The organism is Mesorhizobium sp. P160927 (assembly GCF_057766385.1).
The window spans coordinates 928337-952232 of sequence record NZ_JBYMDW010000001.1 but is presented as its reverse complement, the minus strand read 5'-3'; the positions used below and the strand labels follow the sequence as shown (position 1 = coordinate 952232).

At 64.7% G+C, this 23896-nt stretch carries 24 protein-coding genes and 1 pseudogene; 7 read left to right on the top strand and 18 right to left on the bottom strand.

Annotated features, from left to right (window positions below; all coding sequences use genetic code 11):
• Nucleotides 1-136: 136 nt before the first annotated feature.
• The 3 genes and pseudogenes from AC3CB8_RS04820 to AC3CB8_RS04810 form a co-directional block, all read left to right on the top strand.
• On the top strand, nucleotides 137-1663 hold the full coding sequence (locus AC3CB8_RS04820) for an acyl--CoA ligase (RefSeq protein WP_352563490.1): 1527 nt from the start codon (nucleotides 137-139) through the stop codon (nucleotides 1661-1663).
• Nucleotides 1660-2640: a 2-dehydropantoate 2-reductase gene (locus tag AC3CB8_RS04815; protein WP_352563355.1), complete on the top strand. Its 981-nt coding sequence runs from the start codon at nucleotides 1660-1662 to the stop codon at nucleotides 2638-2640. Before AC3CB8_RS04820 ends, AC3CB8_RS04815 begins: the two co-directional genes overlap by 4 nt.
• A 59-nt stretch (nucleotides 2641-2699) precedes the next feature.
• A pseudogene (locus AC3CB8_RS04810) lies at nucleotides 2700-2882 on the top strand (HNH endonuclease); the annotation flags it as partial.
• 28 nt (nucleotides 2883-2910) lie between these two features.
• Here the strand turns inward: AC3CB8_RS04810 and AC3CB8_RS04805 are convergent.
• From AC3CB8_RS04805 to AC3CB8_RS04740, 14 genes are all read right to left on the bottom strand, one after another.
• Nucleotides 2911-3882, bottom strand: coding sequence for a branched-chain amino acid ABC transporter permease (locus AC3CB8_RS04805; protein WP_435053098.1), 972 nt, complete (start codon nucleotides 3880-3882; stop codon nucleotides 2911-2913).
• 22 nt (nucleotides 3883-3904) lie between these two features.
• Nucleotides 3905-4792, bottom strand: a complete 888-nt coding sequence (locus tag AC3CB8_RS04800) for a branched-chain amino acid ABC transporter permease (protein ID WP_023772108.1) — start codon at nucleotides 4790-4792, stop codon at nucleotides 3905-3907.
• Nucleotides 4793-4799: 7 nt separating this feature from the next.
• The gene (locus tag AC3CB8_RS04795) at nucleotides 4800-5510 is read right to left on the bottom strand and encodes an ABC transporter ATP-binding protein (protein ID WP_352546368.1); all 711 of its coding nucleotides are present in this window, start codon (nucleotides 5508-5510) and stop codon (nucleotides 4800-4802) included.
• Nucleotides 5503-6297, bottom strand: coding sequence for an ABC transporter ATP-binding protein (locus AC3CB8_RS04790; RefSeq protein WP_023772106.1), 795 nt, complete (start codon nucleotides 6295-6297; stop codon nucleotides 5503-5505). The genes AC3CB8_RS04795 and AC3CB8_RS04790 overlap by 8 nt, the downstream gene beginning before the upstream one ends.
• Nucleotides 6294-7502 (bottom strand): ABC transporter substrate-binding protein, encoded by a 1209-nt coding sequence (locus AC3CB8_RS04785; protein ID WP_023772105.1) that lies wholly within the window; start codon nucleotides 7500-7502, stop codon nucleotides 6294-6296. Before AC3CB8_RS04785 ends, AC3CB8_RS04790 begins: the two co-directional genes overlap by 4 nt.
• A gap of 202 nt (nucleotides 7503-7704) precedes the next feature.
• Complete coding sequence (locus tag AC3CB8_RS04780) at nucleotides 7705-9468, bottom strand: ABC transporter ATP-binding protein (RefSeq protein ID WP_352563357.1); 1764 nt, start codon at nucleotides 9466-9468, stop codon at nucleotides 7705-7707.
• A gap of 97 nt (nucleotides 9469-9565) precedes the next feature.
• Complete coding sequence (locus AC3CB8_RS04775) at nucleotides 9566-10510, bottom strand: acetamidase/formamidase family protein (RefSeq protein ID WP_352594866.1); 945 nt, start codon at nucleotides 10508-10510, stop codon at nucleotides 9566-9568.
• Nucleotides 10500-12143, bottom strand: a complete 1644-nt coding sequence (locus AC3CB8_RS04770; protein WP_023781929.1) for an ABC transporter substrate-binding protein — start codon at nucleotides 12141-12143, stop codon at nucleotides 10500-10502. The genes AC3CB8_RS04775 and AC3CB8_RS04770 overlap by 11 nt, the downstream gene beginning before the upstream one ends.
• A gap of 67 nt (nucleotides 12144-12210) precedes the next feature.
• Nucleotides 12211-13131 carry an ABC transporter permease gene (locus tag AC3CB8_RS04765; RefSeq protein WP_352563360.1) on the bottom strand — a complete coding sequence of 307 codons (921 nt, stop codon included), beginning with the start codon at nucleotides 13129-13131 and terminating at the stop codon, nucleotides 12211-12213.
• Between the two features lie 13 nt (nucleotides 13132-13144).
• On the bottom strand, nucleotides 13145-14050 hold the full coding sequence (locus AC3CB8_RS04760) for an ABC transporter permease (RefSeq protein ID WP_023772102.1): 906 nt from the start codon (nucleotides 14048-14050) through the stop codon (nucleotides 13145-13147).
• The gene (locus AC3CB8_RS04755) at nucleotides 14028-14705 is read right to left on the bottom strand and encodes an ANTAR domain-containing response regulator (RefSeq protein WP_352563361.1); all 678 of its coding nucleotides are present in this window, start codon (nucleotides 14703-14705) and stop codon (nucleotides 14028-14030) included. Before AC3CB8_RS04755 ends, AC3CB8_RS04760 begins: the two co-directional genes overlap by 23 nt.
• Entirely contained in the window at nucleotides 14702-15796 is a 1095-nt protein-coding gene (locus AC3CB8_RS04750; RefSeq protein ID WP_023772100.1) for a transporter substrate-binding protein, read from the bottom strand. Before AC3CB8_RS04750 ends, AC3CB8_RS04755 begins: the two co-directional genes overlap by 4 nt.
• A 196-nt stretch (nucleotides 15797-15992) precedes the next feature.
• Nucleotides 15993-16475, bottom strand: coding sequence for a hypothetical protein (locus tag AC3CB8_RS04745; protein WP_023781931.1), 483 nt, complete (start codon nucleotides 16473-16475; stop codon nucleotides 15993-15995).
• A 78-nt stretch (nucleotides 16476-16553) separates the two neighbouring features.
• Nucleotides 16554-16940: a hypothetical protein gene (locus AC3CB8_RS04740; RefSeq protein WP_352563362.1), complete on the bottom strand. Its 387-nt coding sequence runs from the start codon at nucleotides 16938-16940 to the stop codon at nucleotides 16554-16556.
• 2 nt (nucleotides 16941-16942) lie between these two features.
• On the opposite strand from AC3CB8_RS04740, the gene AC3CB8_RS04735 reads away from it, so the two are divergent.
• The 4 genes from AC3CB8_RS04735 to AC3CB8_RS04720 all read left to right on the top strand — a co-directional run bounded on the left by AC3CB8_RS04735 (nucleotide 16943) and on the right by AC3CB8_RS04720 (nucleotide 19817).
• On the top strand, nucleotides 16943-17797 hold the full coding sequence (locus AC3CB8_RS04735; protein ID WP_352563363.1) for a MetQ/NlpA family lipoprotein: 855 nt from the start codon (nucleotides 16943-16945) through the stop codon (nucleotides 17795-17797).
• A gap of 82 nt (nucleotides 17798-17879) precedes the next feature.
• Nucleotides 17880-18962 carry a methionine ABC transporter ATP-binding protein gene (locus AC3CB8_RS04730; protein ID WP_352563364.1) on the top strand — a complete coding sequence of 361 codons (1083 nt, stop codon included), beginning with the start codon at nucleotides 17880-17882 and terminating at the stop codon, nucleotides 18960-18962.
• Entirely contained in the window at nucleotides 18943-19599 is a 657-nt protein-coding gene (locus tag AC3CB8_RS04725) for a methionine ABC transporter permease (RefSeq protein WP_023772097.1), read from the top strand. The genes AC3CB8_RS04730 and AC3CB8_RS04725 overlap by 20 nt, the downstream gene beginning before the upstream one ends.
• Nucleotides 19599-19817, top strand: a complete 219-nt coding sequence (locus tag AC3CB8_RS04720; protein ID WP_023781936.1) for a hypothetical protein — start codon at nucleotides 19599-19601, stop codon at nucleotides 19815-19817. The genes AC3CB8_RS04725 and AC3CB8_RS04720 overlap by 1 nt, the downstream gene beginning before the upstream one ends.
• A gap of 302 nt (nucleotides 19818-20119) precedes the next feature.
• Here AC3CB8_RS04720 and AC3CB8_RS04715 read toward each other — a convergent pair whose 3' ends face one another.
• The 4 genes from AC3CB8_RS04715 to AC3CB8_RS04700 all read right to left on the bottom strand — a co-directional run bounded on the left by AC3CB8_RS04715 (nucleotide 20120) and on the right by AC3CB8_RS04700 (nucleotide 23896).
• Nucleotides 20120-20323: a glycine cleavage T C-terminal barrel domain-containing protein gene (locus AC3CB8_RS04715; protein WP_245276053.1), complete on the bottom strand. Its 204-nt coding sequence runs from the start codon at nucleotides 20321-20323 to the stop codon at nucleotides 20120-20122.
• On the bottom strand, nucleotides 20323-21234 hold the full coding sequence (locus AC3CB8_RS04710; protein ID WP_352563365.1) for an aminomethyl transferase family protein: 912 nt from the start codon (nucleotides 21232-21234) through the stop codon (nucleotides 20323-20325). Before AC3CB8_RS04710 ends, AC3CB8_RS04715 begins: the two co-directional genes overlap by 1 nt.
• Before the next feature lie 64 nt (nucleotides 21235-21298).
• Nucleotides 21299-22075: an ABC transporter substrate-binding protein gene (locus AC3CB8_RS04705; protein ID WP_352563366.1), complete on the bottom strand. Its 777-nt coding sequence runs from the start codon at nucleotides 22073-22075 to the stop codon at nucleotides 21299-21301.
• Nucleotides 22076-22186: 111 nt separating this feature from the next.
• Nucleotides 22187-23896, bottom strand: a complete 1710-nt coding sequence (locus AC3CB8_RS04700; RefSeq protein ID WP_352546357.1) for a hydantoinase B/oxoprolinase family protein — start codon at nucleotides 23894-23896, stop codon at nucleotides 22187-22189.

Genomic DNA, 23896 nt, shown 5'->3' with positions numbered 1-23896 from the left:
GAACAAGCACCGAGGCCGAAACTGCTACTTTTTCCCCGTCACTATACGGGGAGAAATGCCCGGCAGGGCAATGAGGGGCGGCGCGGACGTCCGATGGACTTTCGCAAGCCATAGTCTTGAAACATAGCTGGTGACCATGATCCAAACCCACACAGACCTTTCCCGCCGCCTCGTCGCCGGCGTGGACGACGCGCCAGCGATCCTGGCGCCCGATAGGCCCATGCTGACCCATGGCGGACTGCGCGCGCTGATCGCCGCCACGGCCAAACAGCTCCACACTCTCGGCATCGGCCGAGGCGACCGGGTGGCGATCGTGCTGCCAAACGGGCCGGAGATGGCGACGGCCTTCATCGCTGTCGCCGCCACAGCCCCGACGGCGCCGCTCAACCCCGCCTACCGGGCGGACGAGCTCGACTTTTATCTCACCGACATCGGCCCGAAGGCGATCCTGGTCGCCGAGAACGAGACCGGCCCTGCCGTGACTGTGGCCGAGCGCCTCGGCATCGGCGTGCTGCGGCTCATCGTGCCGCCGGATGCGACGGCCGGCGGCTTCACCATCGACGGCGCGGCGGTCGGACCGCAGGCGGCGCCCGCCATGGCCGGGGACGATGACATCGCGCTTCTGCTGCACACCTCCGGCACCACGTCGCGGCCCAAGCTGGTGCCACTCAGCCATGCCAATGTCGCGGCCTCCGCCCGTCATATCGGCGCGACGCTCGGCCTGACGGCCGGTGACCGCTGCCTCAACATCATGCCGCTGTTCCACATCCATGGGCTGATCGCGGCGGTGCTGTCGTCACTGGCATCCGGCGGCAGCATCTATTGCACGCCAGGCTTCAACGCGCTGCGCTTCTTCCTGTGGCTGAGTGACGCCAGGCCGAGCTGGTACACGGCGGTGCCGACCATGCACCAGGCGATCCTGGCGCGCGCGGCGCGCAATGCCGAAGCGCTGTCGGCGGCACGCCTGCGCTTCATCCGCTCGTCCTCGGCGTCGCTGCCGACGCAGGTGATGGCCGAGCTCGAGGCGACCTTCGGCTGCCCGGTGATCGAATCCTATGGGATGACCGAGGCCGCGCACCAGATGGCGTCGAACCGGCTGCCGCCGGGCCTGCGCAAGCCGGGCAGCGTGGGTGCGGCCGGCGGACCCGAGGTTGCGGTCATGGCGCCGGACGGGCGGCTGATGCGGGCCGGCGAGACGGGCGAGATCGTCATTCGCGGCCCCAACGTCACCTCAGGCTACGAGAAGAACTTGGACGCCAACGCCACGGCCTTCGCGCATGGCTGGTTCCACACCGGCGACCAGGGCGTGCTCGACGATGACGGCTATCTCAGGATCACCGGCCGGCTGAAGGAGATCATCAATCGCGGCGGCGAGAAGATCTCGCCGCTCGAGGTCGACGAGGTGCTGATGGACCATCCGGCGGTGGCGCAGGTCGTCACCTTCGCGATGCCGCATGACAAGCTCGGCGAGGAGGTGGCGGCGGCGGTCGTGCTGCGCGAAGGCATGAGCGCCAGCGAGGGCGATATCCGCGCCCACGCCGCGATGCGGCTCGCCGACTTCAAGGTGCCGCGCAAGGTGCTGATCCTGGAGGAGATTCCCAAGGGGGCGACCGGAAAGCTGCAGCGCATCGGGCTCGCCGCCAAGCTCGGGCTCCGATCATGAAGATCACCATCTTCGGCGCGGGCGCCATCGGCGGCTATCTCGCGGCCAAGCTGGCCATCGCCGGCCGCACCGAGCTGTCGATCGTGGCCCGCGGCGCGCATCTCGAAGCGATCAAGGCCACTGGCCTGCGCCTGATCGAGGACGGACAGGAAACGACCGCCCCGGTCAGGGCCGCCGCCAAGGCCGAAGACCTTGGCGAACAGGACTATGTCGTATTGGCGCTGAAGGCGCATTCCGTCGCGCCCGCGCTCGACCAGATCGCCCCGCTGCTTGGGGACCACACATCGGTCGTCACCATGCAGAACGGCGTTCCCTGGTGGTATTTCTATAAAACCAGCGGCGCGCTCGAAGGCACGAGGCTACATCAGGTCGATCCCGGCGGCACGATCTGGGACCGGCTCGGCCCGCGGCGCGTCATCGGTTCGGTGGTTTACCCCGCCGTCGAGGTCGATGCGCCCGGCTTGATCCGCCATGTCGAGGGCCGGCGCTTCTCGCTCGGCGAACCCTCGGGCGAAAAGAGCGAAAGGGCGACGCTCCTGGCCGGGGAGATGGTCAAGGCCGGCCTGCAGGCGCCGGTGCGCGACGACATACGCGCAGAAATCTGGATAAAACTGTGGGGCAATCTCTCCTTCAACCCGATCTCTGCGCTGACCGGCTCGACGCTGGCCGCGATCGTCGCCGACGAAGGCACCCGCACGCTCGCCCGCGCCATGATGCTGGAAGCGCAAGCGATCGGCGAAAGCCTCGGCGTGCGCTTCCCCATAGACGTCGACCGCCGCATGAAGGGCGCCGGCGACGTCGGCGACCACAAGACCTCGATGCTCCAGGACCTGGAACGCGGCCGCCCGATGGAAATCGACGCGCTGGTCGGCGCGGTGCAGGAGCTTGGGCGACTGGTGGGCAAGCCGACGCCGGCGATCGATGGGGTGCTGGCGCTGGTGCGGCGGCTGGCGGTGGAGCGCGGGTGTTATGGGTGAGGTGGACTGAGCTTTGGTGCTTATGGGCCGGCAGCACGGGAGTAAGATATTCCAAGCTCAATCGCGGATTGATCGGCCTAAACGATGGTCTGGAAATCCTGATTTCGGGGCTGGTCAATGATCCTGAGAGCGTAAGGGCATTCGTCAACAAGTCAGGCCGTGCGCTTCCACCCCGTCGACCGCTTGAGCGCCCTCATCCTCATTTCCTACAATGGCACCGTGAGCACTGCTTTAAGCAGTGACATGTTTCCGCGCTGCGGCGGCCGCCCCTCACCCCTTTCCCGCCCGCCCCAGCACCCGCGCGTAAACCTCGCCGACAATCCCACGCCGGAAGACCAGCACGCACACCATGAATATCAGGCCGGTGGCAATGGTCACGGGGAAACCTGATGTAGCCAGCATGTTTTCCAGGCCGACGACGAGGCTGGCGCCGATGATGGGGCCGACCATGGTGCCGATGCCGCCGAGCAGCGTCATCAGGATGACCTCGCCCGACATCTGCCAGGTGACGTCGGTGAGCGTGGCGAACTGGAAGACGATCGCCTTCAGCGAGCCGGCGAGCCCGGCCAGCGCCGCCGACATGACGAAGGCGGCGAGCTTGTAGCCGGCTACGGAATAGCCGAGCGAAATGGCGCGGTTCTCGTTTTCGCGGATCGTGCGCAGGATCATGCCGAAGGGCGAGTTGACGATGCGCCAGATGGCGAAGATGCCGAGCAGGACCACGACGAGCACGACATAATAGATGTTCATCGGGGCGTTGAGATCGAGGACACCGAACAGGACGCCGCGCGGCACGCCCTGGATGCCGTCCTCGCCTTGCGTGAACGGCGCCTGCACGCAAAAGAAGAAGAACATCTGCGACAGCGCCAGCGTGATCATGGCGAAATAGATGCCTTGCCGGCGAATGGCGAAGAAGCCCATGACGAGGCCGAGCAGTGCGGCGCCCCCCATGCCGAGCAGGATGCCGGCTTCCGGCGGCCAGCCCCAGACCTTGACGGCGTGCGCGGTGAAATAGGCGGCTCCGCCGAAGAAGGTGGCGTGGCCGAAGGACAAGAGCCCGGTATAGCCGAGCAGGAGATTGAAGGCGCAGGCAAACAGCGCGAAGCACAGCATCTTCATCAGGAAGATCGGATAGACGAAGAACGGCGCCGCCAGCAGTGCCGCCATGCCGAGCCCGACCAGCACCCATTCGAGCCTTGGCGAGGGGTTGGCCGATGCCTCGCGCAGCGAAAGCCCGGCCATGTCGGATGTCTCTTCCGTCATCTCAGGCGTCCTTTCCGAACAGGCCGGCCGGCCGGACCAAAAGCACGATCGCCATGATGACGAAGACCACCAGGTTGGAGGCCTCCGGGTAAAAAACCTTGGTCAGGCCTTCTGCGAGGCCAAGCATGTAGCCTGTGACGATGGCGCCGAGGATCGAGCCCATGCCGCCGACCACCACGACGGCGAAGACGACGATGATGAGATCCGATCCCATCAGCGGGCTGACCTGGTAGATCGGTGCGGCCATTATCCCGGCGAGCCCGGCAAGGGCCGAGCCGAGCCCGTAGGTGAGGGTCAAGAGCAACGGCACGTTGACGCCGAAGGCCTGGACGAGGCGAGGATTTTCGGTTGCCGCGCGCAGATAGGAACCGAGCCTGGTCTTCTCGATCAACGCCCAGGTGCCAAAGCAGACGATGAGCGAGGCGACCACGACCCAGCCGCGATAAATGGGCAGGAACATGAAGCCGAGATTGGTGCCGCCGGCCAGCAGCGGCGGCACGGCGTAGGGGTTTCCCGACACGCCGTAATAGTAGCGGAAGATGCCCTCGAGCACGAGCGCGAGGCCGAAAGTGAAGAGCAAGCCGTAGAGCGGATCGGTGTCGTAGAGCCGCGACAACGCCAGGCGCTCGACCACGACGCCGAAGATGCCGACGATCAGCGGCGCCAAGACCAGCGCCGGCCAATAGCCGATGCCGAGATGGGTGAGCAGGAGATAGCCAATGAAGGCGCCCAGCATATATTGGGCCCCATGGGCGAAATTGATGACGCGCAGCAGGCCGAAAATCACGGCCAGGCCAAGGCTCAGCATGGCGTAGAAGGAGCCGTTGATCAGCCCGACCAGCAATTGGCCGAGCAATGCCTGGACGGGGATGCCGAAGATCATCGTCATGGCGCCATCATACACCCAGAATTTCGTGGAGCAGCGTCATGCGGTCCGCCAGTTCGCCGGTGGGAAACCCGGCCACGACCTTGCCGTGCTCCATTAGGTAGAAGCGGTCGGCGACACGGCTGGCGAAGCGGAAATTCTGTTCGACCAGCAGGATGGTCATGCCGCGCTGCTTCAGCGTCGCCAGCAGCTCGCCGATGCGCTGGACGATGACGGGAGCGAGGCCCTCGGTCGGTTCGTCCAAGAGCAGCATCTTGACCCCGGTCCGCAGCATGCGCGCGATCGCCAGCATCTGCTGTTCGCCACCCGACAGCCTTGTGCCGGGGCTGTTGCGCCGCTCCTTCAGATTGGGGAACAGATCGAAGATTTCCTCGACGCTCATGCCGCCCGAGGCGACGACCGGCGGCAGCACCAAGTTCTCGTCGACGGTCAGCGTCGAGAAGATGCCGCGTTCTTCCGGTACGAAGCCGATGCCCTGGTGCGCGGTGCGGTGCAGCGGCAGCCGCATCAGGTCGGCGCCGTCGAAAACGATCTTGCCGGTGCGCCGGCGGATCAGGCCCATGATGGCGCGCAGCGTCGTCGTCTTGCCGACGCCGTTGCGGCCGAGCAATGTGACCGTCTCGCCGGCAAACACTTCGAGATCGACGCCGTGCAGCGCATGGCCCTCGCCGTACCAGGCATTGAGGCCGCGGACCGCGAGCAGGGGGGAAGCCCTAGTCATCGGCGGTACCCATATAGGCCACCTTGACGCGCTCGTCGCGGCTGACGGTGGCGTAGTCGCCGGCCGCGAGCACCTCGCCACGCTGCATCACCGTTATCCAGTCGCAGAGATCGGCGACCACGGTCAGATTGTGCTCGACCATCAGAACCGCGCGGTCACTCGCCACCGAGCGGATGAGGGCGGAAACCGTGGCCACGTCCTCATGGCCCATGCCCGCCATCGGCTCGTCGAGCAGCAGCACCTTGGGACCCAGCGCCAGCGTCGTGGCGATCTCGAGCACGCGTTTCCTGCCATAGGAAAGATCGCCGGCCAGCCTGTTCGTCGCATCGTCGAGGCCGACGGACCGCAGCAGTTCCATGGCACGCGGCGTCAACCGGTCGAGGGCCGCCAGCGAGCGCCAGAACTGGATGCCGAGCCCGGCCGGCCGCTGCAGCGCGACCCGCACATTGTCGAGCACGCTGAGATGCGGAAAGATCGCCGATATCTGGAACGAGCGCACCAGCCCCATCCGCGCCACTTTGGCCGGCGAGGCGCGGGTGATGTCGTGGCCGAGCAGCTCGATCCTGCCGCTGGTCGGCGCCAGGAATTTTGTCAGCAGGTTGAAAACGGTCGTCTTGCCGGCGCCGTTGGGTCCGATCAGCGCATGGATGTTGCCGTGGCGGACATCGAGGTCGACATTCTTGACGGCGACGAAGCCGGCAAAGTCACGCCGCAGGCCGCGGGCGGAAAGCACCACCCGCGGCTCCTGGTCGGTCAGGTCGGGCGGCACCGTGGCCGCGCCCGTCACTGGGCGGCCGTCGCGCAGCCGCTGTCCTTCTCGCTCAGGAACGCCTCCTTGCCGGGAATAGTGGCGAGGTATTTGTAATAGTCCCAATCCTTGCTGCTCTCGCTGGGCGTCTTGACCTGGTAGAGATACATGTCGTGGACCATGTTGCCGTCGGCCTGGACCTTGCCGCCGGTGATGACGGCGTCGTCCACCGGCAGCGAATGGAGTTGCTTGGCGACGGCTTCGGTCTCGTCGGTGCCGGCCTTGTCGATCGCCTTCAAATACTGCGTCACCGCCGAATAGGTCGCGGCCTGGATCATGTTCGGCATGCGGTTGGTGCGCTTGAAAAAGCGCTGCCCGAATTCGCGGCTCTTGTCGTCGCGGTCCCAGTAATAGCCCTCGGTCAGCACGACGCCCTGCGCCGCCTGCAGGCCGAGCCCATGCACCTCGGCCAGCGTGAACAGGAGCGCGGCCAGGCGCTGGCCGCCTTGCACGATGCCGAATTCGGCTGCCTGCTTGATGGAATTGGAGGTATCGAGGCCGGCATTGGCCAAGCCGATGACCTTGGCGCCCGACGATTGCGCCTGCAGCAGGAAGGACGAATAGTCGGTTGCGCCGAGGGGATAACGCACTTCGCCCAACACCTTGCCGCCATGGCTCTCGACGAACTTGGCGGTCTGCTCCTTCAGCGAATAGCCGAACGCATAGTCGACGGTCACGAAGAACCAGCTGTCGCCGCCCTGCTGCACCAGCGAGCCGCCGGTTCCCACCGCCTGCGAATGGGTGTCGTAGGCCCAGTGGAAGCCGTAGGGCGAGCATTGCTTGCCGGTGAGGTCGGTGGTCGCCGCACCGGTGACGATGTCGATCTTCTTCTTTTCCTTGGAGATCCCCTGCACGGCGAGCGCGACAGAAGAGGTCGTCAGCTCCATGATGGCATCGACCTGTTCGGTGTCATACCACTGGCGTGCGATGTTGGAGGCAATATCGGGCTTGTTCTGATGGTCGGCGCTGATGATCTCGACCGGCGCTCCCTGAACCTTGCCGCCGAAATCCTCGACCGCCATCTTGGCCGCCTCGACCGACCACTTGCCGCCGAAATCAGCATAGACGCCGGATTGGTCGTTGAGGATCCCGATCTTGACCTTGCCGTCGGAAATCTCGGCGGCCGAGGCCGGGATAGTGGTGGCCGCGAGAAGCGCGGCGGAAACGACATGGCGAAGCTTCATGAGTTTACTTCCTCCCAATGTGGATGAATCCGCCCGCCCCCTACGATCGTCATCCGCAAGCACTATGGAAGATTAGGAAAATGACGTGGAACGGCAAGGGGCGGCCACGGATTTCATGACGCCGAGACCGACCCATGGCGTGCGACACGACTATGTGAAGCTCGACCTGCCGCACGCCGGGTTTGTTTGAGCCCGGACGGCTTCAGACCTCGGCGGCGACGAGATGGCCGTTGCCGACATCGCTGAGTGCCAGTTTCAGCGGCGCCTCGCCGAGCCGGCGCGTGGCGCTGGGGATTTCCTGGTCGAGGCGGGCGAAACGGCTTCGGCGCCGCGCCGGATCCGGCACCGGCACGGCTTCGATCAGGCGCCTGGTGTAGGGATGGCGGGGGTTGGAAAAAACCTGGTCGCGTGTGCCCATCTCGACGATCTGACCGAGATACATGACGGCGACACGGTCGGAGATATTCTCGACCACGGCCATGTCGTGCGAGATGAAGAGATAGGCGACGCCGAATTCGCGCTGCAATTCCTTGAGGAGGTCGAGCACGCGCGCCTGCACCGAGACGTCCAGCGCGGAGACGCTTTCGTCGGCGATGATCAGTTTTGGCCTGAGCGCCAGCGCACGCGCGATGCAGACCCGCTGGCGCTGGCCGCCGGAGAATTCGTGCGGATAGAGCTCCATCTGGTCCGATGACAGGCCGACGCGGTCGAACAGCGCGGCGACGCGCTCGCGGCGCTCTACCTTCGAGGAGATGCCGTGGATGAGCAGCGGCTCGGCGACGAGGTCGCCGACGCGCATGCGCGGGTCGAGCGAGGCGTAGGGGTCCTGGAAGATCATCTGCACGTCGCGGCGCACCGCCTTGCGCTCGTCGCGGCCGAGGCCGGACAAATTGCGGCCGCCAACGACGATGTCGCCGCTATACGGCACCAGCCCCGCCAGCGCCTTGGCGGTGATCGACTTGCCGCAGCCGGATTCACCGACCAGCGCCAGCGTTTCGTTGGGCGCGATCGAAAAGCTGACGCCCTCGACGGCATGAACGCGGCGGGTGACCCGGCCGAAGACGCCGCCGCGCAGGTCGAAGCGGACGTGCAGATCGGTGACCTCGGCGACCTTGGCCGGCCTCGGCGGCTCAGCATCCCTGGATTCCTGGCGGCCGGCGCCGCTGCCTATGCGCGGCACGGCGGCGAGCAGCTCGCGCGTGTAATGGGCTTGCGGGCGGGCGAAAATGTCCGACGTCTTGCCTTCCTCGACCATGCGTCCATGCCGCATGATGATGACGCGATCGGCCATTTCGGCGACAACGCCCATGTCGTGGGTAATCAGGATGACGCTGGTGCCGTGCTTCTGCTGCAAGTCGCGCAGCAGCTCCAGCACCTCGCCCTGCACGGTGACGTCGAGCGCCGTCGTCGGCTCGTCGGCGATCAGCACGTCGGGTTCGAGCGCCAGAGCCATGGCGATCATCACCCGCTGGCGCATGCCGCCGGAGAGCTCGTGGGGAAATTGCCTTAGCCGGCTTTCGGCCTCCGAAATGCGCACCGCCTTCAACGCCTCGATGGCACGCTGGCGGGCTTCGTCGCGCGACAGGCTGGTATGCGCCTCGATGGCTTCCGTGAGCTGGCGACCGATCGACAGCACCGGGTTGAGCGAGGTCATCGGTTCCTGGAAGATCATGGCGATGCGGTCGCCGCGAATCCGCCGCATCCGGCGATCGTCGAGGGCGGTCAGCTCGGTGGCGCCAAGGTGGATTTTGCCGGCGGAGATACGCGCGGCGGGCTGCGGCAGGAGCTGCATAATGGCCAGCGCGGTCATGGATTTGCCGGAGCCGGATTCGCCCGCGATGCAGAGCGTCTCGCCACGCTTGAGCGTCAGCGACAGGTCGGAGACAACCTCGCGGGCGCCCTCTTCGCCGCGTACCGAGACGCGGAGGTTGGCGATGGTGAGGATTGGTTCGGGAGTTGAGGTCATTGCAGATGGAGAGTTCCGAGAGGTCTTTTCCGGCACGCACCCCTCTGTCCTGCCGGGTCCGGCAGGACAACGGGCGTGTCTTGACGCAAACCCAGCCTCATTCAAACACGCACCGCGGGAAGTAGAACGACACCACCCAGTTGGGCATGTCGACGATCTCGCTGATGCGCAGGTCGCCGCAGACCGAGGCCAGCATGTAGGCTTCGACCGGGTCGACCTGGTAGCGGCCGGCGAGCAGGTCGACCATCTGCGCCACGGCCTCTTTTGCGCCACTCATCAAATCCGGCCCGATCCCCGTCGTCACCTCATAGCCCTTGGCGTCGAGATGCCGTGTCACCGGACCCGGCGTGGTGAAGCGCGGCGTTTTCAGCCGAGCATCTTTCACCAGGTCGAGCTTCAGCACGACGTTCATCGGGCTTTCGATCGCCGTGCCGCAGACCTCGCCGTCGCCTTGCGCGGCGTGCGTGTCGCCGACCGAGAACAGCGCGCCCGCCACCTCCACCGGCAGGTAGAGCGTGGTGCCGGCGGCAAGGTCGCGGATGTCGAGATTGCCGCCGACGCGGCGCGGCGGCACCACCGAGTGGTGACCCATTTCGGCCGGCGCATTGCCGATGGTGCCGGCGAATGGCTTTAGCGGCACGCGGGCGTTTTTGCCAAACAATGCCGGCTCCAGCGAGGTGGCATCGTATTTCCAGATGTTGAGCGCCGGCTCCTGGAAATCGTCGGCGAGCAGGCCGAAACCGGGAATGTTCGCCGTCCAGCCGAAGCCGGACGGTTTGAACATCTCGATCGTCACCTTCAGCGCGTCACCCGGCTCGGCGCCTTCGACGAAGATCGGCCCGGTCACAGGATTGATCCGGTCGAAATCGAGCTTGGCGATGTCGGCCACGGTGCTGTCGGGCTGCAATTGGCCGCCCGAGGAATCCAGGCACTGGAACTCGATGGTGGAGCCAGGCGCCACCCGCTCAGCCGGGACAAACGAATTGTCCCAGCCGAAATGGTGATGGCGCCCGTGGATGGTGTAATCGCAGTTATTGCACATCTTTTACGTACACATTGTCATAGTTGATCGGGATATGGACCGGGTCGACATAGAGATTGTCGGCGCCGCCCATGCGGGCGGACTTCATGGTGAAGCGCTGTTCGTTGAAGACCGGCGCCCAAGGGGCGTCCTCCATCACCTTGTCGTAGATGGCGCTCCACATCTTGTCGCGCTCGGCGGCCTTGGCCGGGTCGACCACCGAATCGGCCTCGGCCGCCTTGGCATCGAGATCCTTGTTGCAATACCACGACCAGTTCCAGCCGCCTGGTACCGCACCGGCGCAGCCGAGAATCGGGCCGTAGAAGTTGGACGGATCGGGGAAGTCCGCGATCCAGGCCATGCCGCCCGACCAGATCATCGGCGCGCCGGCCTTGTCGCCGCCGGCGGCAATGACATTGGCCTGGGCAAGCGACTGGATGCTGGCCTTGATACCGATCGCCGCCAGATCCTGCTGGATCGCCTGGGCGATGCGCGGGTTGGGGTCGGTGTTCATGGCGAACAGCTGCGTCTCGAACCCATCGGGATGGCCGGCCTCGGCAAGCAGCGCCTTGGCCTTGGCAACGTCATAGGGATAGCCCTCATACGCCTTGTCGTAGCCGGGCATCGACGGCGGCAGCGGCTGGTTGGCCGGCACGGCGCGGCCGTTGATGATCTGGATGATGCGCGCTTTGTTGAGCGCCATGTTGACGGCCTGGCGCACCTTCACATTGTCGAACGGCGCCATGGTTGTGTTCATGGTGACATAGCCGGTGTGCAGCTGGCCACCTTCGACGACACGCGCCTTCTGCTCGGGATCGGCCATCACTTCCTGGAATTTGGCCGGCGGAATGCCGTCGCCGGGCACGTCGATCTCGCCCTTCTGCAGGCGCAGCAGCGCCACGATCGGCTCCTGGCCGATCTCGAAGGTGATCTTGTCGAGGTGCGGCAGGCCCTTGTGCCAATAGTCCGCGTTGCGCTCGAAGACGATGCGCTGGCCAAGTGTCCATTCCGCCAGTTTGAAGGCGCCGGTGCCGACCGGATGTTTGCCGAAATCGGCGCCGTATTTCTCGACCTCTTCCTTCGGCACGACATGCGAGAAGTTGATGGCCATGACATGCAGGAAGGTGGCGTCCGGGCGGGTCAGCTCGAACTTGACCGTGTAGGGATCGACGACGGTGACGCCGGACAGCGTCTCGGCCTTGCCGCCAGCGACATCGTCATAGCCCTTGATCGAGCCGAAGAAGCCGGCGCCGGGGCTCTGCGTCTTCGGATTGGTGACGCGGTCGAGCGAATATTTCACGTCGTCGGCGGTCATCTCGCGGCCATTGTGGAACTTCACGCCATGGCGCAGCTTGAAGGTGAAGGTCTTGCCGTCGGGCGAAATCTCATAGCTTTCGGCGAGGTCGGGCTTGAGGTTGGTGGTGCCCGGCTCATAGTCCATCAAGCCGTCGAACAGGCTCTTGATCATCGACCAGTTCTGCCAGTCATAGCCGATCGCCGGGTCCAGAGTCGCGACGTCATCCTTGTAGGTTATGGTGATGGCGCCGCCCTGCTTGGCGTTCGGGTCGACGGCGTCCTCGGCGCGGGCGCTTGTCATGCCGAGCATCAGCGCCAGCGCCGATGCCGCGACGGTCGATGCGAGAAACTTCTTCATTGTCATGTTCCCTTTCTCTGTTTGTTTTCTGGTTTCATCTGAGTTGATGCTCATCTCGGTTTGATACTCATCTCAGTTTGATACGGGGGTCGATGAAGGGCGCGATGATGTCGGCCAAGAGATTGCCGAGCACGATGGCGAAGGCCGAGACCAGCGTGACGCCCATGATGATCGGGATGTCGACACGCTGGATGGCTTGCCAGGCGAGCTGGCCGATGCCGGGCCAGCCGAACACGCTTTCGACCACGACGATGCCGCCCATGAAGATGCCGATGTCGATGCCGATCATGGCGACGACCGGCAGGATGGCGTTGGGCAGCGCATGGCGGAAAATGATGGCGCCGCGAGCCAGGCCCTTGGCGCGCGCGGTGCGGACATAATCCTGGCGCAGCACGTCGATCATCGACGAGCGCATCATGCGCGCGTACCAGCCGGCGCCGAGGATGCCCATGGTGAGCGACGGCAGCACGAGATGGCGCCATGTGCCATAGCCGCCGATCGGGAACCAGCTCAGTCTGACGGCGAAGACATAGAGCAGCAGCAGGCCGACGACGAATTGCGGCGCCGAGACGCCGATGAAGGAGGCGACCATCAGGGCCTGGTCGGTCGCGGTGCCGCGCTTGACGGCGGCGATCAGGCCCATCGAGAGGCCGATCAGCAGCTCGCACAGTATGGCGCCGACCATCAGAAGCAGGCTCGCCGGCAGCCGCGAGACGATGAGTTCGGTCACCTCCGAGCGCTGGATGTAAGAGCGGCCGAGATTGCCGCTGACGAGCCTGGTCAGGTAGTGCCAGTACTGGACGGTAAAGGGCTGGTCGAGGCCGAGCTGCTGGCGGATGTTCTCGACCGTCTGCGGCGTGGCGCTGCGGCCGGCGATCTGGCGCACCGGGTCGGCCGGGAGGAGATAGAGCAGCGCGAAGGTGATCAGCGAGACGCCGAGCAGGATGAGCAGCGACTGGATCAGCCGGCGGCCGAGGTAGGCGATCATGTCCGGCCACCCATTATTCCCGCCCTCGCTGCGTCGGATCGAGAATGTCGCGCAGCGCGTCGCCGATCAGGTTGAAGGCCAGCGCCAGCGCCAGGATCGCGGCGCCGGGAAAGAACACCAGCCAGGGTGCTGCCTGGAAATAGGTCTGGTTCTCGAAGATGATATTGCCCCAGGATGCCGTCGGCGGCTGCACGCCGATGCCGAGGAAGGAGAGCGTCGCTTCCAGCAGCACCGTGGTCGAGATGCCGAGCGTGCCCCAGACGATGATGGTCGGCAGGAGATGCGGCAGGATGTGGCGAAACAGGATGCGCGGCGCGCTCGCCCCTATGGTGCGTTCGGCGTCGATGAACTCGCGCTCGGCGAGCGATGACGTCTCGGTGTAGATGACGCGAGCGGTCTGCACCCAGTTGACCAGCGCGATGACCATGGCGACGATCCACAGGCTCGGCTGGAACACCGCCGCCAGGCAGATGGCGAGCAGCAGGGCCGGGAACGCCATCATCAAATCAGTGAAGCGCATCAGTGCGCCGCCGATCCACCCGCGGAAATAGCCGGCGGTGACGCCGACCAGCGTGCCGATGAAGAGCGCCACGCCGTTGGCGACAATGCCGATGATCAGCGAGGTGCGCGCGCCATGGAGGATGCGGGTCAACAGGTCACGTCCGAGCAGGTCGGTGCCAAGCCAGAATTTCGCGCTTGGCGGCAGAGGCGAGCCCTCGATGGTCAGACCATCGAACATCTGGTCGTTGGGGTCATAGCCGGTCAGCCATGGCGCCAGGATTGCGCCGGCGACGACAATGGCGACGATGACCAGGCCGAGCAGCGCAAGGCGGCGCTTGACCAGCCGGCGCCAGACACCGGCGCGCGCCTTGGCCGGCATGCGCCCTGCCGTGAGATCAGGCGCGATAGGGCTGGTCATCGCCGCTCTCATCTTCGATCGGGGCTTCCCCGGTCTTGGTTTCCCCGGTCCTGGTTTCCCCGGTCCTGTTTTCCCCGATCTTGGCTTCCTCCGTCATCGCCACGATACGCCGCGCGGCGTCCTCGACGCTGACCTGCCAACTCATCGCCAGCGAGCGCAGCCGCGCATAGGCGCGGTCGTCGTCGCCGCCCTTCGACAAAGCCGAGACAGCCCGCACGATGGTCTGGCGTTCGGCGACCCGCTGGCGCAGCGCGGCAATTTCGCCGGCTAAATGTTTTCGCGCCTCGAAGCTCTGCCTTGCGATCAGCAGCGCGCTGTAGACCCCTGCATTGCCGACCGGCTTCAGGAGCTGGGCGTCGGCCTTGTGCGACAGCGCCCACTCAATGCGGCCCGGCGCCTCGGAACCGATCAGCGCCACCAGCGGCATCGGCGCCTCGCCCGGCTTCCAGGGGAATTGCTCGTCGAAGCCGAGATCGGCGTCGAAGAAGACGAAGTCGGCGGCCAGCGCCTCCGGCGCCAGTTCCGGCCAGCAATCCACGGTGACAAGGCCGATGGCCGACAATTGCCTGGTGATCGCCTGCACCGTCGGGTGCGGGCGATGCAGGACAAAGGCCCTGGCGCCGCCGAGGTTGGGGATGCGCGGGGTTCTGGTCACGACACCACCCGCAAGCGTGGCCGGCCGAATGTCTTTGCGGGGTCGTAGCGCGACAGATACGGGTCCGGCGCGACCTCGTGCTGCCGGCTGACGACTTCGAAGTAGCCGTCCGCGATCCGGCCGATGATGACAGGCAGCGTGGCGTGCTGGGAATGGGCGTCGATGGCGATCGGGCCGAGCCGGGTGGAGAAGCGCCGCTCGGCGAAGGCCTTGGAAAATTCCGCCGGGCCGGCGTCGGGATCGCGCGACAGCACGTCGGCCAGTACCTGCACCGAGGCATAGGCGGAGGCTTCGAAGGACGACGCGAACGCGGCCGGCCGTGGCGCGAAATACGGTCCGACCGACAGGTGACCCTTGCCCGTTTCGCCGATCGCCGGCAGTTCGCCTTCGGTCAGGTTGCACGAGATCACTGGGCAAGATTCAGGACTGAAAGCCGCATCCTCGCCCGCCAGATCGCGATAGGCCGCAAGGAAGGCATAGGACGAGGTGCCGATCAGGTTGTTGAGGATGAAGCTTGGCCGCGTCGCCCGGATCTCGGCGATCAGCCGCGACACGTCGGTCTCGCCGATGCGCAGATAGCGCTCGCCCAGCACCTTGCCGCCGGCATCGGCGATGAGGTCGCGCGCAACACGGTTCATCTCCCAGCCCCAGATGTAGTTCGACCCGAGCAGGAAACCGTTGGCGCCGAAGCGCGGCACGACATGGGCCAGCAGCGGCACCAGATGCTGGTTGGGACAAGCATGCATGTAGACGACATGCTCGTTGGCCTCGAAGCCCTCATAGGGGCAGGCATACCAGAGCATGCCGCCCGCCTTCTCCAGCACAGGGATTGTCTCCTTGCGGCTCCAGGAAGTGACGCAGCCGACGACATGGCGTGCACTGCTGGTCCTGAAGATGTCTTCGCACAGCGTCGCGTAACGGTCGGCATTGCTTTGCGGGTCGCGCTCTACCGGCGCCAGTTCGATGCCTGAGCTCCTGTCGGCGTTGATGTCGGCGATGGCGCGCATAGCACCCATCCGGCACGCGTCGGAGACGAGCTGATAGCTTCCCGAGCGGGAATAAAGGATGCCGATCTCGATGCGCCGTTTCAAACCGATCCCCAAAATGACAATGCCCCGCAGCCAGCGCCGGAAAGGCGAGGCATACGAGGCATGTTTGCCGCCCGGCGATCAGAGCCGGTATTTTGCCCTAGCGTATTCGGTCCGGCGGGTCAGTCAAGCCCTCAACGCCATCCGCGTCAAACACCGAGTGTCCGGCCACCGCTGGTTCCCGCGAAATCCGCTGCCGCTATTTGGCCGCCGGCCTGTGTTGGCGGGCATAGGCCACGCAGGCATCCACGGTGCTGACACAAAGCGCGTCGCGCTTGTTCGGCAGGTTGTTGTCGCCGGCGTAGGCAACTTCGGCGACACGGCCGCCGACCATGCGAACCTGCGTGTCGCAGTAACCGCCGGGAGCGACATTGACGGAACCGCCGACCGTCGGGATCGCCCCCACGGCCAAGGCGGGAACGACGACGCTGAGATTGCCGCGCTGGACGATGCGCTTATAGGTCCAGATCTGCCCGGACTGGCCGACATCGGCGGTGGCGGTCGGAAATCCCGCGCACATTCGAACGTCGGCTTCGCTGAGGCCGACCATCTCCTTGCGTGCCGCAGCCGCCGTGGGATCGACCTTGGCGATGCGCGACGTGTCGTCGGGAACGACGCAGGAAGACTGGATGACGACGAGGAGGGCTAAAAGGGCAAGCTTTCGAATGCAGGAAAATGTCATACCGATTATTGAGATCGCGTGGCGCCCGGCCGCCCTCTCTACCTAGGCAGGCCGACGGTCGGATCAACCCGCACAGCTTCACGAAAAAGTGGCTGAGCAAGCCGAAGAGCTTTTGACTTCGCCATAAATGGACCCGCCGGCAGCCAATGAAGGCCGTCCATCGTTTCCGGGCGATGTCTCGAAGCTCGCGTCGAACCGGATGAAATATCTGCGCAGCCGGTCGGTCGAGGCGGGCTCGTTGAAAACTTGACTGCCTTCCCCGACATCCCGGATGGCAGCGCGGCGCCGCCATGGTCGATCCGGCGGCGTCCTGTGCTCACATGCCTGAATTTTTTGAGAGAATATTCCCGGCTTTGCCGAGAACGGCGAAACACGTTCTTTGATAAAATCAGTAGAATTTCTGACGATGTGAACAAGCTTGGGCAATCCGCCTTGCTGCCATGACTTCACAACCGCAGAGATCAATCATGTCCGATCCCAACAACACTTTGCCATCTTCCCCATGGGCACCCCTGAACCGCCGCAGCGGCCTGGCTCTGCTGTTCGCGTCGGCTGTCGCGATCGGCGGCCTGATGGCGCCGCATGCGTCCTTGGCCGAGGACAAGAAGGCGATCAAGGTTGGCATCATCAGCGGCGAGGACGAGGATGTCTGGCGTGTCGTCGTCGCGCAAGCAGCCGAAAAGGGCCTCAGCATCGAGACGGTGGTGTTCAACGACTACACCCAGCCCAACGAGGCGCTGGAGCGCGGCGAGATCGACGCCAACGCCTTCCAGCACCAGCCCTATCTCGACAACCAGATCAAGACGCAGGGCTACCACATCGTGCGTGTCGGCTATACCGGCGTGTGGCCGATCGGCCTCTACTCCAAGAAGTACACCAAGGTTGCCGATCTGCCGGAGGGCGCGGTGATCGGCGTGCCGAACGACCCGTCCAACGAAGGCCGGGCGTTGCGCGTGCTGCAGAATGAGGGCGTGATCAAGCTCAGGGATGGCACCGGCATTCTCGCCACCACCGCCGACATCGCCGAGAATGCGAAAAAGGTCGAGATCAAGGAGTTGGATGCCGGCATCGTCGGCCGCTCGGTCGAGGATCTCGACGCCGCCGTGGTCAATACCGACTGGGCACTGAAAAGCGGCCTCACACCGGAGAACCGCATCGCTCAGGAGCCGATCGCAGACAATCCGTATCGCAACTTCATCGCGGTCAAGGTCGGCCATGAGAACGAGGCCTGGGTAAGGACGCTGGTCGCGTCCTATCAGAACGAGGCTGTAAAGGCCGAGTTCGACAAGGTCTATAAGGGCACCGGTCTCAGCGCCTATTGAGTTATGCGGGCACCGATATGCCGTTGACAGCTTACACGGTCCGCGCGATGCGCGGGCCGCGATCGCATTTCGGGACCTGCCTATGAACCAGCATTTTATCGCAACCACCGAAGCCGCTGATCAGGCCGCCACGCAGGACGTGGTGCGCCTTGTCGACCTGAAGCGCCGCTTCGGCCAGACGGCGGCGCTCGACGGCATTTCCTTGACGGTGCGCAAGGGCGAGGTTCTCGGCATCATCGGCCGCAGCGGCGCCGGTAAATCCACCCTGATCCGCTGCCTGAACGGACTGGAGCGCCCTGACACCGGCGAGGTGTTCATCGAAGGCCGCGAGATCAGCCGACTTGGCGAGCGCGAGTTGCAGCCGTTGCGGCGGCGCATCGGCATGATATTCCAGCATTTCAACCTGCTGTCGGCCAAGACAGTCGAGGACAATGTGGCGCTGCCGCTCAAGATCGAGGGCCGGCCGAAGGCGGAGCGCCTGAAGCGGGCCGCGGAACTGCTCGGTCTCGTGGGCCTGTCGGAGAAGGCAAAGACATATCCGGCGTCGCTGTCCGGCGGCCAGAAACAGCGCGTCGGCATTGCCCGAGCGCTTGCCGCGCGGCCGGCGCTGCTTCTGTCGGACGAAGCGACATCGGCGCTCGACCCGGAGACGACGCGCTCCATTCTCGCCCTGCTGAAGGACATCAACCGCCAGCTTGGCCTGACCATCCTTTTGATCACCCATGAAATGGAAGTGATCCGCTCGATCGCTGACCGCGTGGCGGTGATCGACGCCGGGCGCATCGTCGAGGAAGGGCCGGTCTGGTCGGTGTTCGCCGATCCGCAATCGGACGTCACAAGACGCCTGCTCGGGACCATCCGGCCGCAACTTCCGGCCGAACTGGCGGCGCGGCTGGTGCCGGGGGCCGGCACCGAAACGGTTCTGCGCGTCGACGTGGCGGGCGAGGCGGCGCGCGAGCCGCTGCTGTTCGACCTTGCGGCCGCGGTGCCCGGTCCCTTCCGCCTCGTCCATGGCGGCATCGACCACATCCAGCGGCAGCCGGTCGGAACGCTGTTCCTTTCCGTCGCCGGCAGCGATGCGAGCCACCTCGCGGAAATCGTCACATTCCTGAAATCCCGCCAGGCGCGGGTGGAGGTGCTTGGCCATGTCACCGATCCTGTTTGAGCTTCTGTTGCGATCGATCTGGGAGACGGTGCTGATGACGGCCGCCTCCGGCCTGATCTCGCTGGTGTTCGGCCTGCCACTCGGGCTGGCCCTGATTGCCACCGAACGCGGCGGCATCGCCGAAAGCCCATGGGTGAACCGCGTGCTCGGCGCCGTCATCAACGGCTTCCGCTCGGTCCCGTTCATCATCCTTCTGGTGGCGCTGATCCCGGTGACGCGGCTGATCGTCGGCACCTCGATCGGCACATGGGCGGCCATCGTGCCGCTGTCGATCGCCGCCACACCCTACTATGCGCGAATCGCCGAAGTGTCATTGCGCGAGGTCGACCACGGACTGATCGAGGCGGCGCGCGCCATGGGCGGCAACCGCTGGACGATCATCCGCGAGGTGCTGGTGCCGGAGGCGCTACCCGGCATCGTGGCCGGCTTCACCGTGACGCTGGTGACGCTGGTCGGCGCCTCGGCGATGGCAGGCGCCATCGGTGCCGGTGGCCTCGGCGACCTTGCCATCCGCTACGGCTACCAGCGCTTCGAGACATCGGTGATGATCGCCGTGGTGATCGTGCTGATCATCCTGGTCTGCGGCATCCAGTGGGTGGGTGACCGGCTGGTGGCGAGGCTGGATCGGCGGGGGTGATGAGCCGGCTGAACATCCGGGTGGCCGTGACCTTCTCATCAACGTCAGCGCTGCCCCTCACTGTCCTGCCGGACATCTCTCCCCGTGGAACGGGGAGACAGGGGCTAGCCCTGGACGCCGGCATTCTGCAAGCAACGCCGATGATTGGCGAAATCGTCGATGTGAGCGACCCCCTCCCCGTCACTATATACGGGGAGAGGATGCCGGCAGGCAGGTGAGGGGCAGCGCCGATCGCTCGCCATTATCAGTAATTGCCGTGACACTGTAGGGCTGTTCCTACGGACTTCTTCCTTGACGAGTGAGCGCCGCTCATCACCCGACAATCCCTGCCGCGCACCATGGTTGAGTACCTTGGCCATGGGGGGCGACAGCTTCATGCCTTCGACAGCGCTGATTTTCTCGCCACGCGCGCTCGTCAGCTCGAAATGACCTGCCTTACTGAACGGCCGATTCTTGAACTAGGAGACTTCATCCGCGAACCATATCATGGACGCCAAGCGGAAACCAAAATCATTCCGCGCTAGCCCCTCAGCCTCGCCCCTTCCGGGTCAAAGAACGGCATCGGCGCCACCACCGCGCGTACTGGCTTGCCATCGATGGCGATGCTGAGCTCTGTTCCAACAGCCGTGAACGGCAATCGCAAATGCGCTGTCGCCAGCACCTTGCCCAGGGAATAGCCGTGGTCGCTGTAGGTGACCACACCGGCGTTCTCACCATCGGCCATCACCCGTGCATCCGTCGCCGCCGGCTTGTCGCCGTCGAGGAAAAGCCCGGTCCAGCGCTCGTCGAGGCCCTTGTCGCGCACCTTGAGCAGCGCGTCCCGGCCGATGAAATCGCCTTTATCGAACTTGAGCAGCGGTCGAGGCCGACATGGAACGGCGTGCGCGTCTCGTCCATGTCGAGCCCGTGCGCCGGATAGGCCTTTTCCAGGCCGAGCGTGAACATGGCCAGCACGCCATAGGGTTTCAAGCCGAAAGCTTGGCCAGTGCGCATCAGCGCGTCCCAAACCGAGGTCGCCTCGTCGGCCGGCACGAACAGTTCGAAGCCGAGTTCGCCGGTCACGCCTGTACGTGAGATCAAGACCCGCGTTCCGTTGATATGGCCTGACGTAAACGCCCAGCGCTTCAATTCGTCGAGATCGGCGTCCGAGATCATCGCCTTCAGGAGATCGCGTGAGCGCGGGCCCTGGATGGTCGGGAAGGCGACGGCGGCAGTGATGTCGGTGACATAGGCCCTGCGCCCTTGCGCATGATGCTGGAGCCAGGGCAGCATCTTGAGGCGGTTCACCGAACCGGTCACCAGCATGAAATGCTCCGCGCCCAGCCGGAACACGGTGAGGTCGTCCATGATGCCGCCGTCCTCACGACAGACGGTGGAATAGCGTACTTGGCCCGGCCCCATCGCCGCGGCGTCATTGACAATGACATGGTTGACCAGCGCCTCGGCGTCGGCACCCTTAATGTCCATCTTGCCCATGGTGCTGAGGTCCTGCACGCCAACATTTTTACGCGTATTCAAATGTTCGTCGGCGATGCCGGAATAATGTTTGGCCGAGATGAAATCGCCGCCGACCCGACCCATGGTCGCGCCCAGCCCAACGATGCTGCTGTAGAAGGGGGAGCGACGCTCAGCCAATAAAATCTCCATCATTCAAATCGGCAGCGCCGGGTTGCGCCGCCGAGCTCGATTGGTACCGGGATCAACTCCCATAGACGTCGAATGAAAAATACTTGTCGTTGATTTCCTTGTACTTTCCGTTGGCGCGCAGCGCGTCGATTGCCGCGTTGAACTTGTCGGCCAGTTCCCTGTTGCCCTTCTGCAGCGCAATGCCGACCCCCGGGCCGTGAATGGCGGGATCTGCCGTCAGCGTGCCGAGCAGCTTGCAGCAGGCGCCGTCGGGCTTCTTCAGCCATTCGGTCAGGATGATCGAGCCATCCATAATCGCATCGAGGCGGCCATTAGCCATGTCGGCGCGGGCGTCGTCGCCGGTCGGGTAGGCCTTGACGGTCGAGCCCGAATATTTCTGCTCGGCGAAATTCTGGTGGATGGTGGCGCTCTGCACACCCAGCACCTTGCCCTTCAGATCGTCCGGCGAGGTGCCCGCGATGGTTGAGTCCTTCGGCACCGCGATGGCCGGCGGCGTCTGGTAGTATTTGTGGGTGAACTCCACCTTTTCGGCCCGCTCGGGCGTGATGGTGATGTTGATGATGGCGTCGAACTTGCCGGCCTGGAGCGCGGGAATAGAGCCGTCGAAATCCTGCACGGTGAACTCGCATTCGACCTTCATCTGCGCGCACAGCGCGTTGCCGAGATCGATGTCGAAACCGCCGAGCGTGCCATCGGCATTGGCATGGTTGAAGGGCGGATAGGCACCCTCGGTACCGAGCCTCAGTTTTTTCTCCTGGGCGGAAGCAGCACCGGTGGCAAGCGCAAAAGCCACGGAAGCGGCAAGCACGAAACGACCGAAAAGACGCATGGTCCAGATCTCCGTTGACCGGGTAAATCTACGGGCTTTCATGCTCCCGGCGGAGACGAAAACGACATGTGCCGCGGCGATCACGGCGCGGTGCAGTTCCTCCGCGTCCGATCAGGTTCCTTGTGCCTCGGCTCCGAACAGATCCCTTGCTTGCTTCGTCGTATAATAACCAAGCTGGACGTCCCGTGCGACCAGTTCCGGATCGCGCTCACGCGGATCGCCATAGCCGCCGCCACCCGGCGTGCCGACGCGCACGCGGTCGCCGGCCTTCAGTGGGATGTCCTGCTCCTTGGATAGGTGCGGCGGCACATGCTCCTCGCCGTTGCGGAACACGGTCACGCTGTTGGGCTCGCCGTCCCGACCGCCAAGGGCGCCCTGCGGACCGAAACGGCCATGGTCCATTACAAAGGAGGCTCGCGCCTCGCCGCGCAGGATCTCGACCTCATAGGCGAGGCCAAAACCACCACGATGCTTGCCGGCGCCGCCCGAGCCTTCGCGCAAGGCATAGTGGCGATAGAGCACCGGAAAGGCCTGCTCCATGATCTCGACCGGCGGCGACTTCGAAATGCCGATGGTCGAGCAGCCATTGGTCAGCCCGTCATGCCCCGAATTGCCGCCATAGCCGCCACCGGAGATCTGGTACATGACGTAGTCGCGGCCGCGCGCCGGATCATTGCCGCCGAGCGCGAAATTGCCGCTGGAGCCGGCCGGGGCCGCCGTCACCTTGTCGGGCAGCGCCTGCACCATCGCCGCGAACACCGCCTCGGCGATGCGCTGCGATACTTCGGCCGCACAGCCAGACACGGGACGCGGATATTTGGCGTCGAGGAAAGTGCCTTCCGGCCGCTTGACCTCGAGCGGCTCGAAGGCACCAGCGCTGATCGGCACGTCCGGGAAGATATGGCGCATGGCGAGATAGACCGAGGACAATGTCGTCGCCAGCACGCTGTTCATCGGTCCCGCACAAGGCTTTGACGAGCCTGAAAAATCGAAGGTCAGAGTGTCGCCCTGTTTCTCGACGGCGAGCGCGATGGTCAGCGGTTCGTTGACCACCCCGTCGGAATCGACAAAAGCCTTGGAGCGGTAGGTGCCGTCGGGAATGGCCGCTATGTTGGCGCGCATCTGCTCGGCGGCACGGTGGCGCAATTCGGCGATCGCTTCGACAACGATTTCGTCCCCGTAACGATCCAGGATTCCATTAAGCCTGTCCTGGCCGATCAGCAGCGCGGCGGCCTGGGCCCGGATGTCGCCGATGCGCTGGTCGGCAACCCTGATGTTGGAGCAGATGATGGCGTAGATTTCCGCGTCGAGCACGCCCTTCTTGAACAGCTTTACCGGCGGCAGCCGCAGGCCTTCCTGCTCGACCGCCGTCGCCGAAGCCGAGAAGCCGCCGGGCACGGAGCCGCCAATGTCGGGCCAATGGCCGGTGTTCGACAACCAGCAGAAGATCTTTTCACCGCGATAGACCGGCATGGCGAAGCGCACATCCATCAGATGCGTGCCGCCGAGATAGGGATCGTTGACGATGTAGATGTCGCCCGGCTCCGGGGCCAGGCAGCGGCCGTCGGCGATCATCTCGATCACCGTCCTGGTCGAATATTGCATGACGCCGACAAACACAGGCAGACCCTGACTGCCCTGCGCGATCAACGAGCCGTCGACGGCGGAATAGATGCCGTCCGAGCGGTCATTGGCCTCGGCGATCACGGGCGAAAAGGCGGCGCGGGAAAAGGTCAGGTCCATCTCGTCGCAGACCTGCTGCAAAGCGGCCTGGAGCACCGAAAGCGTGATTGCGTCGAGCTTTGCGTTATCAACTGACAT

What these genes read in the sequence shown, in the direction of transcription:
- AC3CB8_RS04820 (WP_352563490.1), top strand. Translation starts at nt 137, where the DNA reads ATGATCCAAACCCACACAGACCTTTCCCGCCGCCTCGTCGCCGGCGTG.
- AC3CB8_RS04715 (WP_245276053.1), bottom strand. Translation starts at nt 20,323, where the DNA reads ATGGCCGATGGTGAGAACGCCGGTGTGGTCACCTACAGCGACCACGGC.
- AC3CB8_RS04765 (WP_352563360.1), bottom strand. Translation starts at nt 13,131, where the DNA reads ATGATCGCCTACCTCGGCCGCCGGCTGATCCAGTCGCTGCTCATCCTG.
- AC3CB8_RS04800 (WP_023772108.1), bottom strand. Translation starts at nt 4,792, where the DNA reads ATGACGATGATCTTCGGCATCCCCGTCCAGGCATTGCTCGGCCAATTG.
- AC3CB8_RS04700 (WP_352546357.1), bottom strand. Translation starts at nt 23,896, where the DNA reads ATGTCAGTTGATAACGCAAAGCTCGACGCAATCACGCTTTCGGTGCTC.
- AC3CB8_RS04705 (WP_352563366.1), bottom strand. Translation starts at nt 22,075, where the DNA reads ATGCGTCTTTTCGGTCGTTTCGTGCTTGCCGCTTCCGTGGCTTTTGCG.
- AC3CB8_RS04805 (WP_435053098.1), bottom strand. Translation starts at nt 3,882, where the DNA reads ATGGCCGGGCTTTCGCTGCGCGAGGCATCGGCCAACCCCTCGCCAAGG.
- AC3CB8_RS04795 (WP_352546368.1), bottom strand. Translation starts at nt 5,510, where the DNA reads ATGACTAGGGCTTCCCCCCTGCTCGCGGTCCGCGGCCTCAATGCCTGG.
- AC3CB8_RS04730 (WP_352563364.1), top strand. Translation starts at nt 17,880, where the DNA reads ATGAACCAGCATTTTATCGCAACCACCGAAGCCGCTGATCAGGCCGCC.
- AC3CB8_RS04735 (WP_352563363.1), top strand. Translation starts at nt 16,943, where the DNA reads ATGTCCGATCCCAACAACACTTTGCCATCTTCCCCATGGGCACCCCTG.
- AC3CB8_RS04785 (WP_023772105.1), bottom strand. Translation starts at nt 7,502, where the DNA reads ATGAAGCTTCGCCATGTCGTTTCCGCCGCGCTTCTCGCGGCCACCACT.
- AC3CB8_RS04780 (WP_352563357.1), bottom strand. Translation starts at nt 9,468, where the DNA reads ATGACCTCAACTCCCGAACCAATCCTCACCATCGCCAACCTCCGCGTC.
- AC3CB8_RS04725 (WP_023772097.1), top strand. Translation starts at nt 18,943, where the DNA reads ATGTCACCGATCCTGTTTGAGCTTCTGTTGCGATCGATCTGGGAGACG.
- AC3CB8_RS04815 (WP_352563355.1), top strand. Translation starts at nt 1,660, where the DNA reads ATGAAGATCACCATCTTCGGCGCGGGCGCCATCGGCGGCTATCTCGCG.
- AC3CB8_RS04745 (WP_023781931.1), bottom strand. Translation starts at nt 16,475, where the DNA reads ATGACATTTTCCTGCATTCGAAAGCTTGCCCTTTTAGCCCTCCTCGTC.
- AC3CB8_RS04770 (WP_023781929.1), bottom strand. Translation starts at nt 12,143, where the DNA reads ATGAAGAAGTTTCTCGCATCGACCGTCGCGGCATCGGCGCTGGCGCTG.
- AC3CB8_RS04760 (WP_023772102.1), bottom strand. Translation starts at nt 14,050, where the DNA reads ATGACCAGCCCTATCGCGCCTGATCTCACGGCAGGGCGCATGCCGGCC.
- AC3CB8_RS04775 (WP_352594866.1), bottom strand. Translation starts at nt 10,510, where the DNA reads ATGTGCAATAACTGCGATTACACCATCCACGGGCGCCATCACCATTTC.
- AC3CB8_RS04720 (WP_023781936.1), top strand. Translation starts at nt 19,599, where the DNA reads ATGAGCCGGCTGAACATCCGGGTGGCCGTGACCTTCTCATCAACGTCA.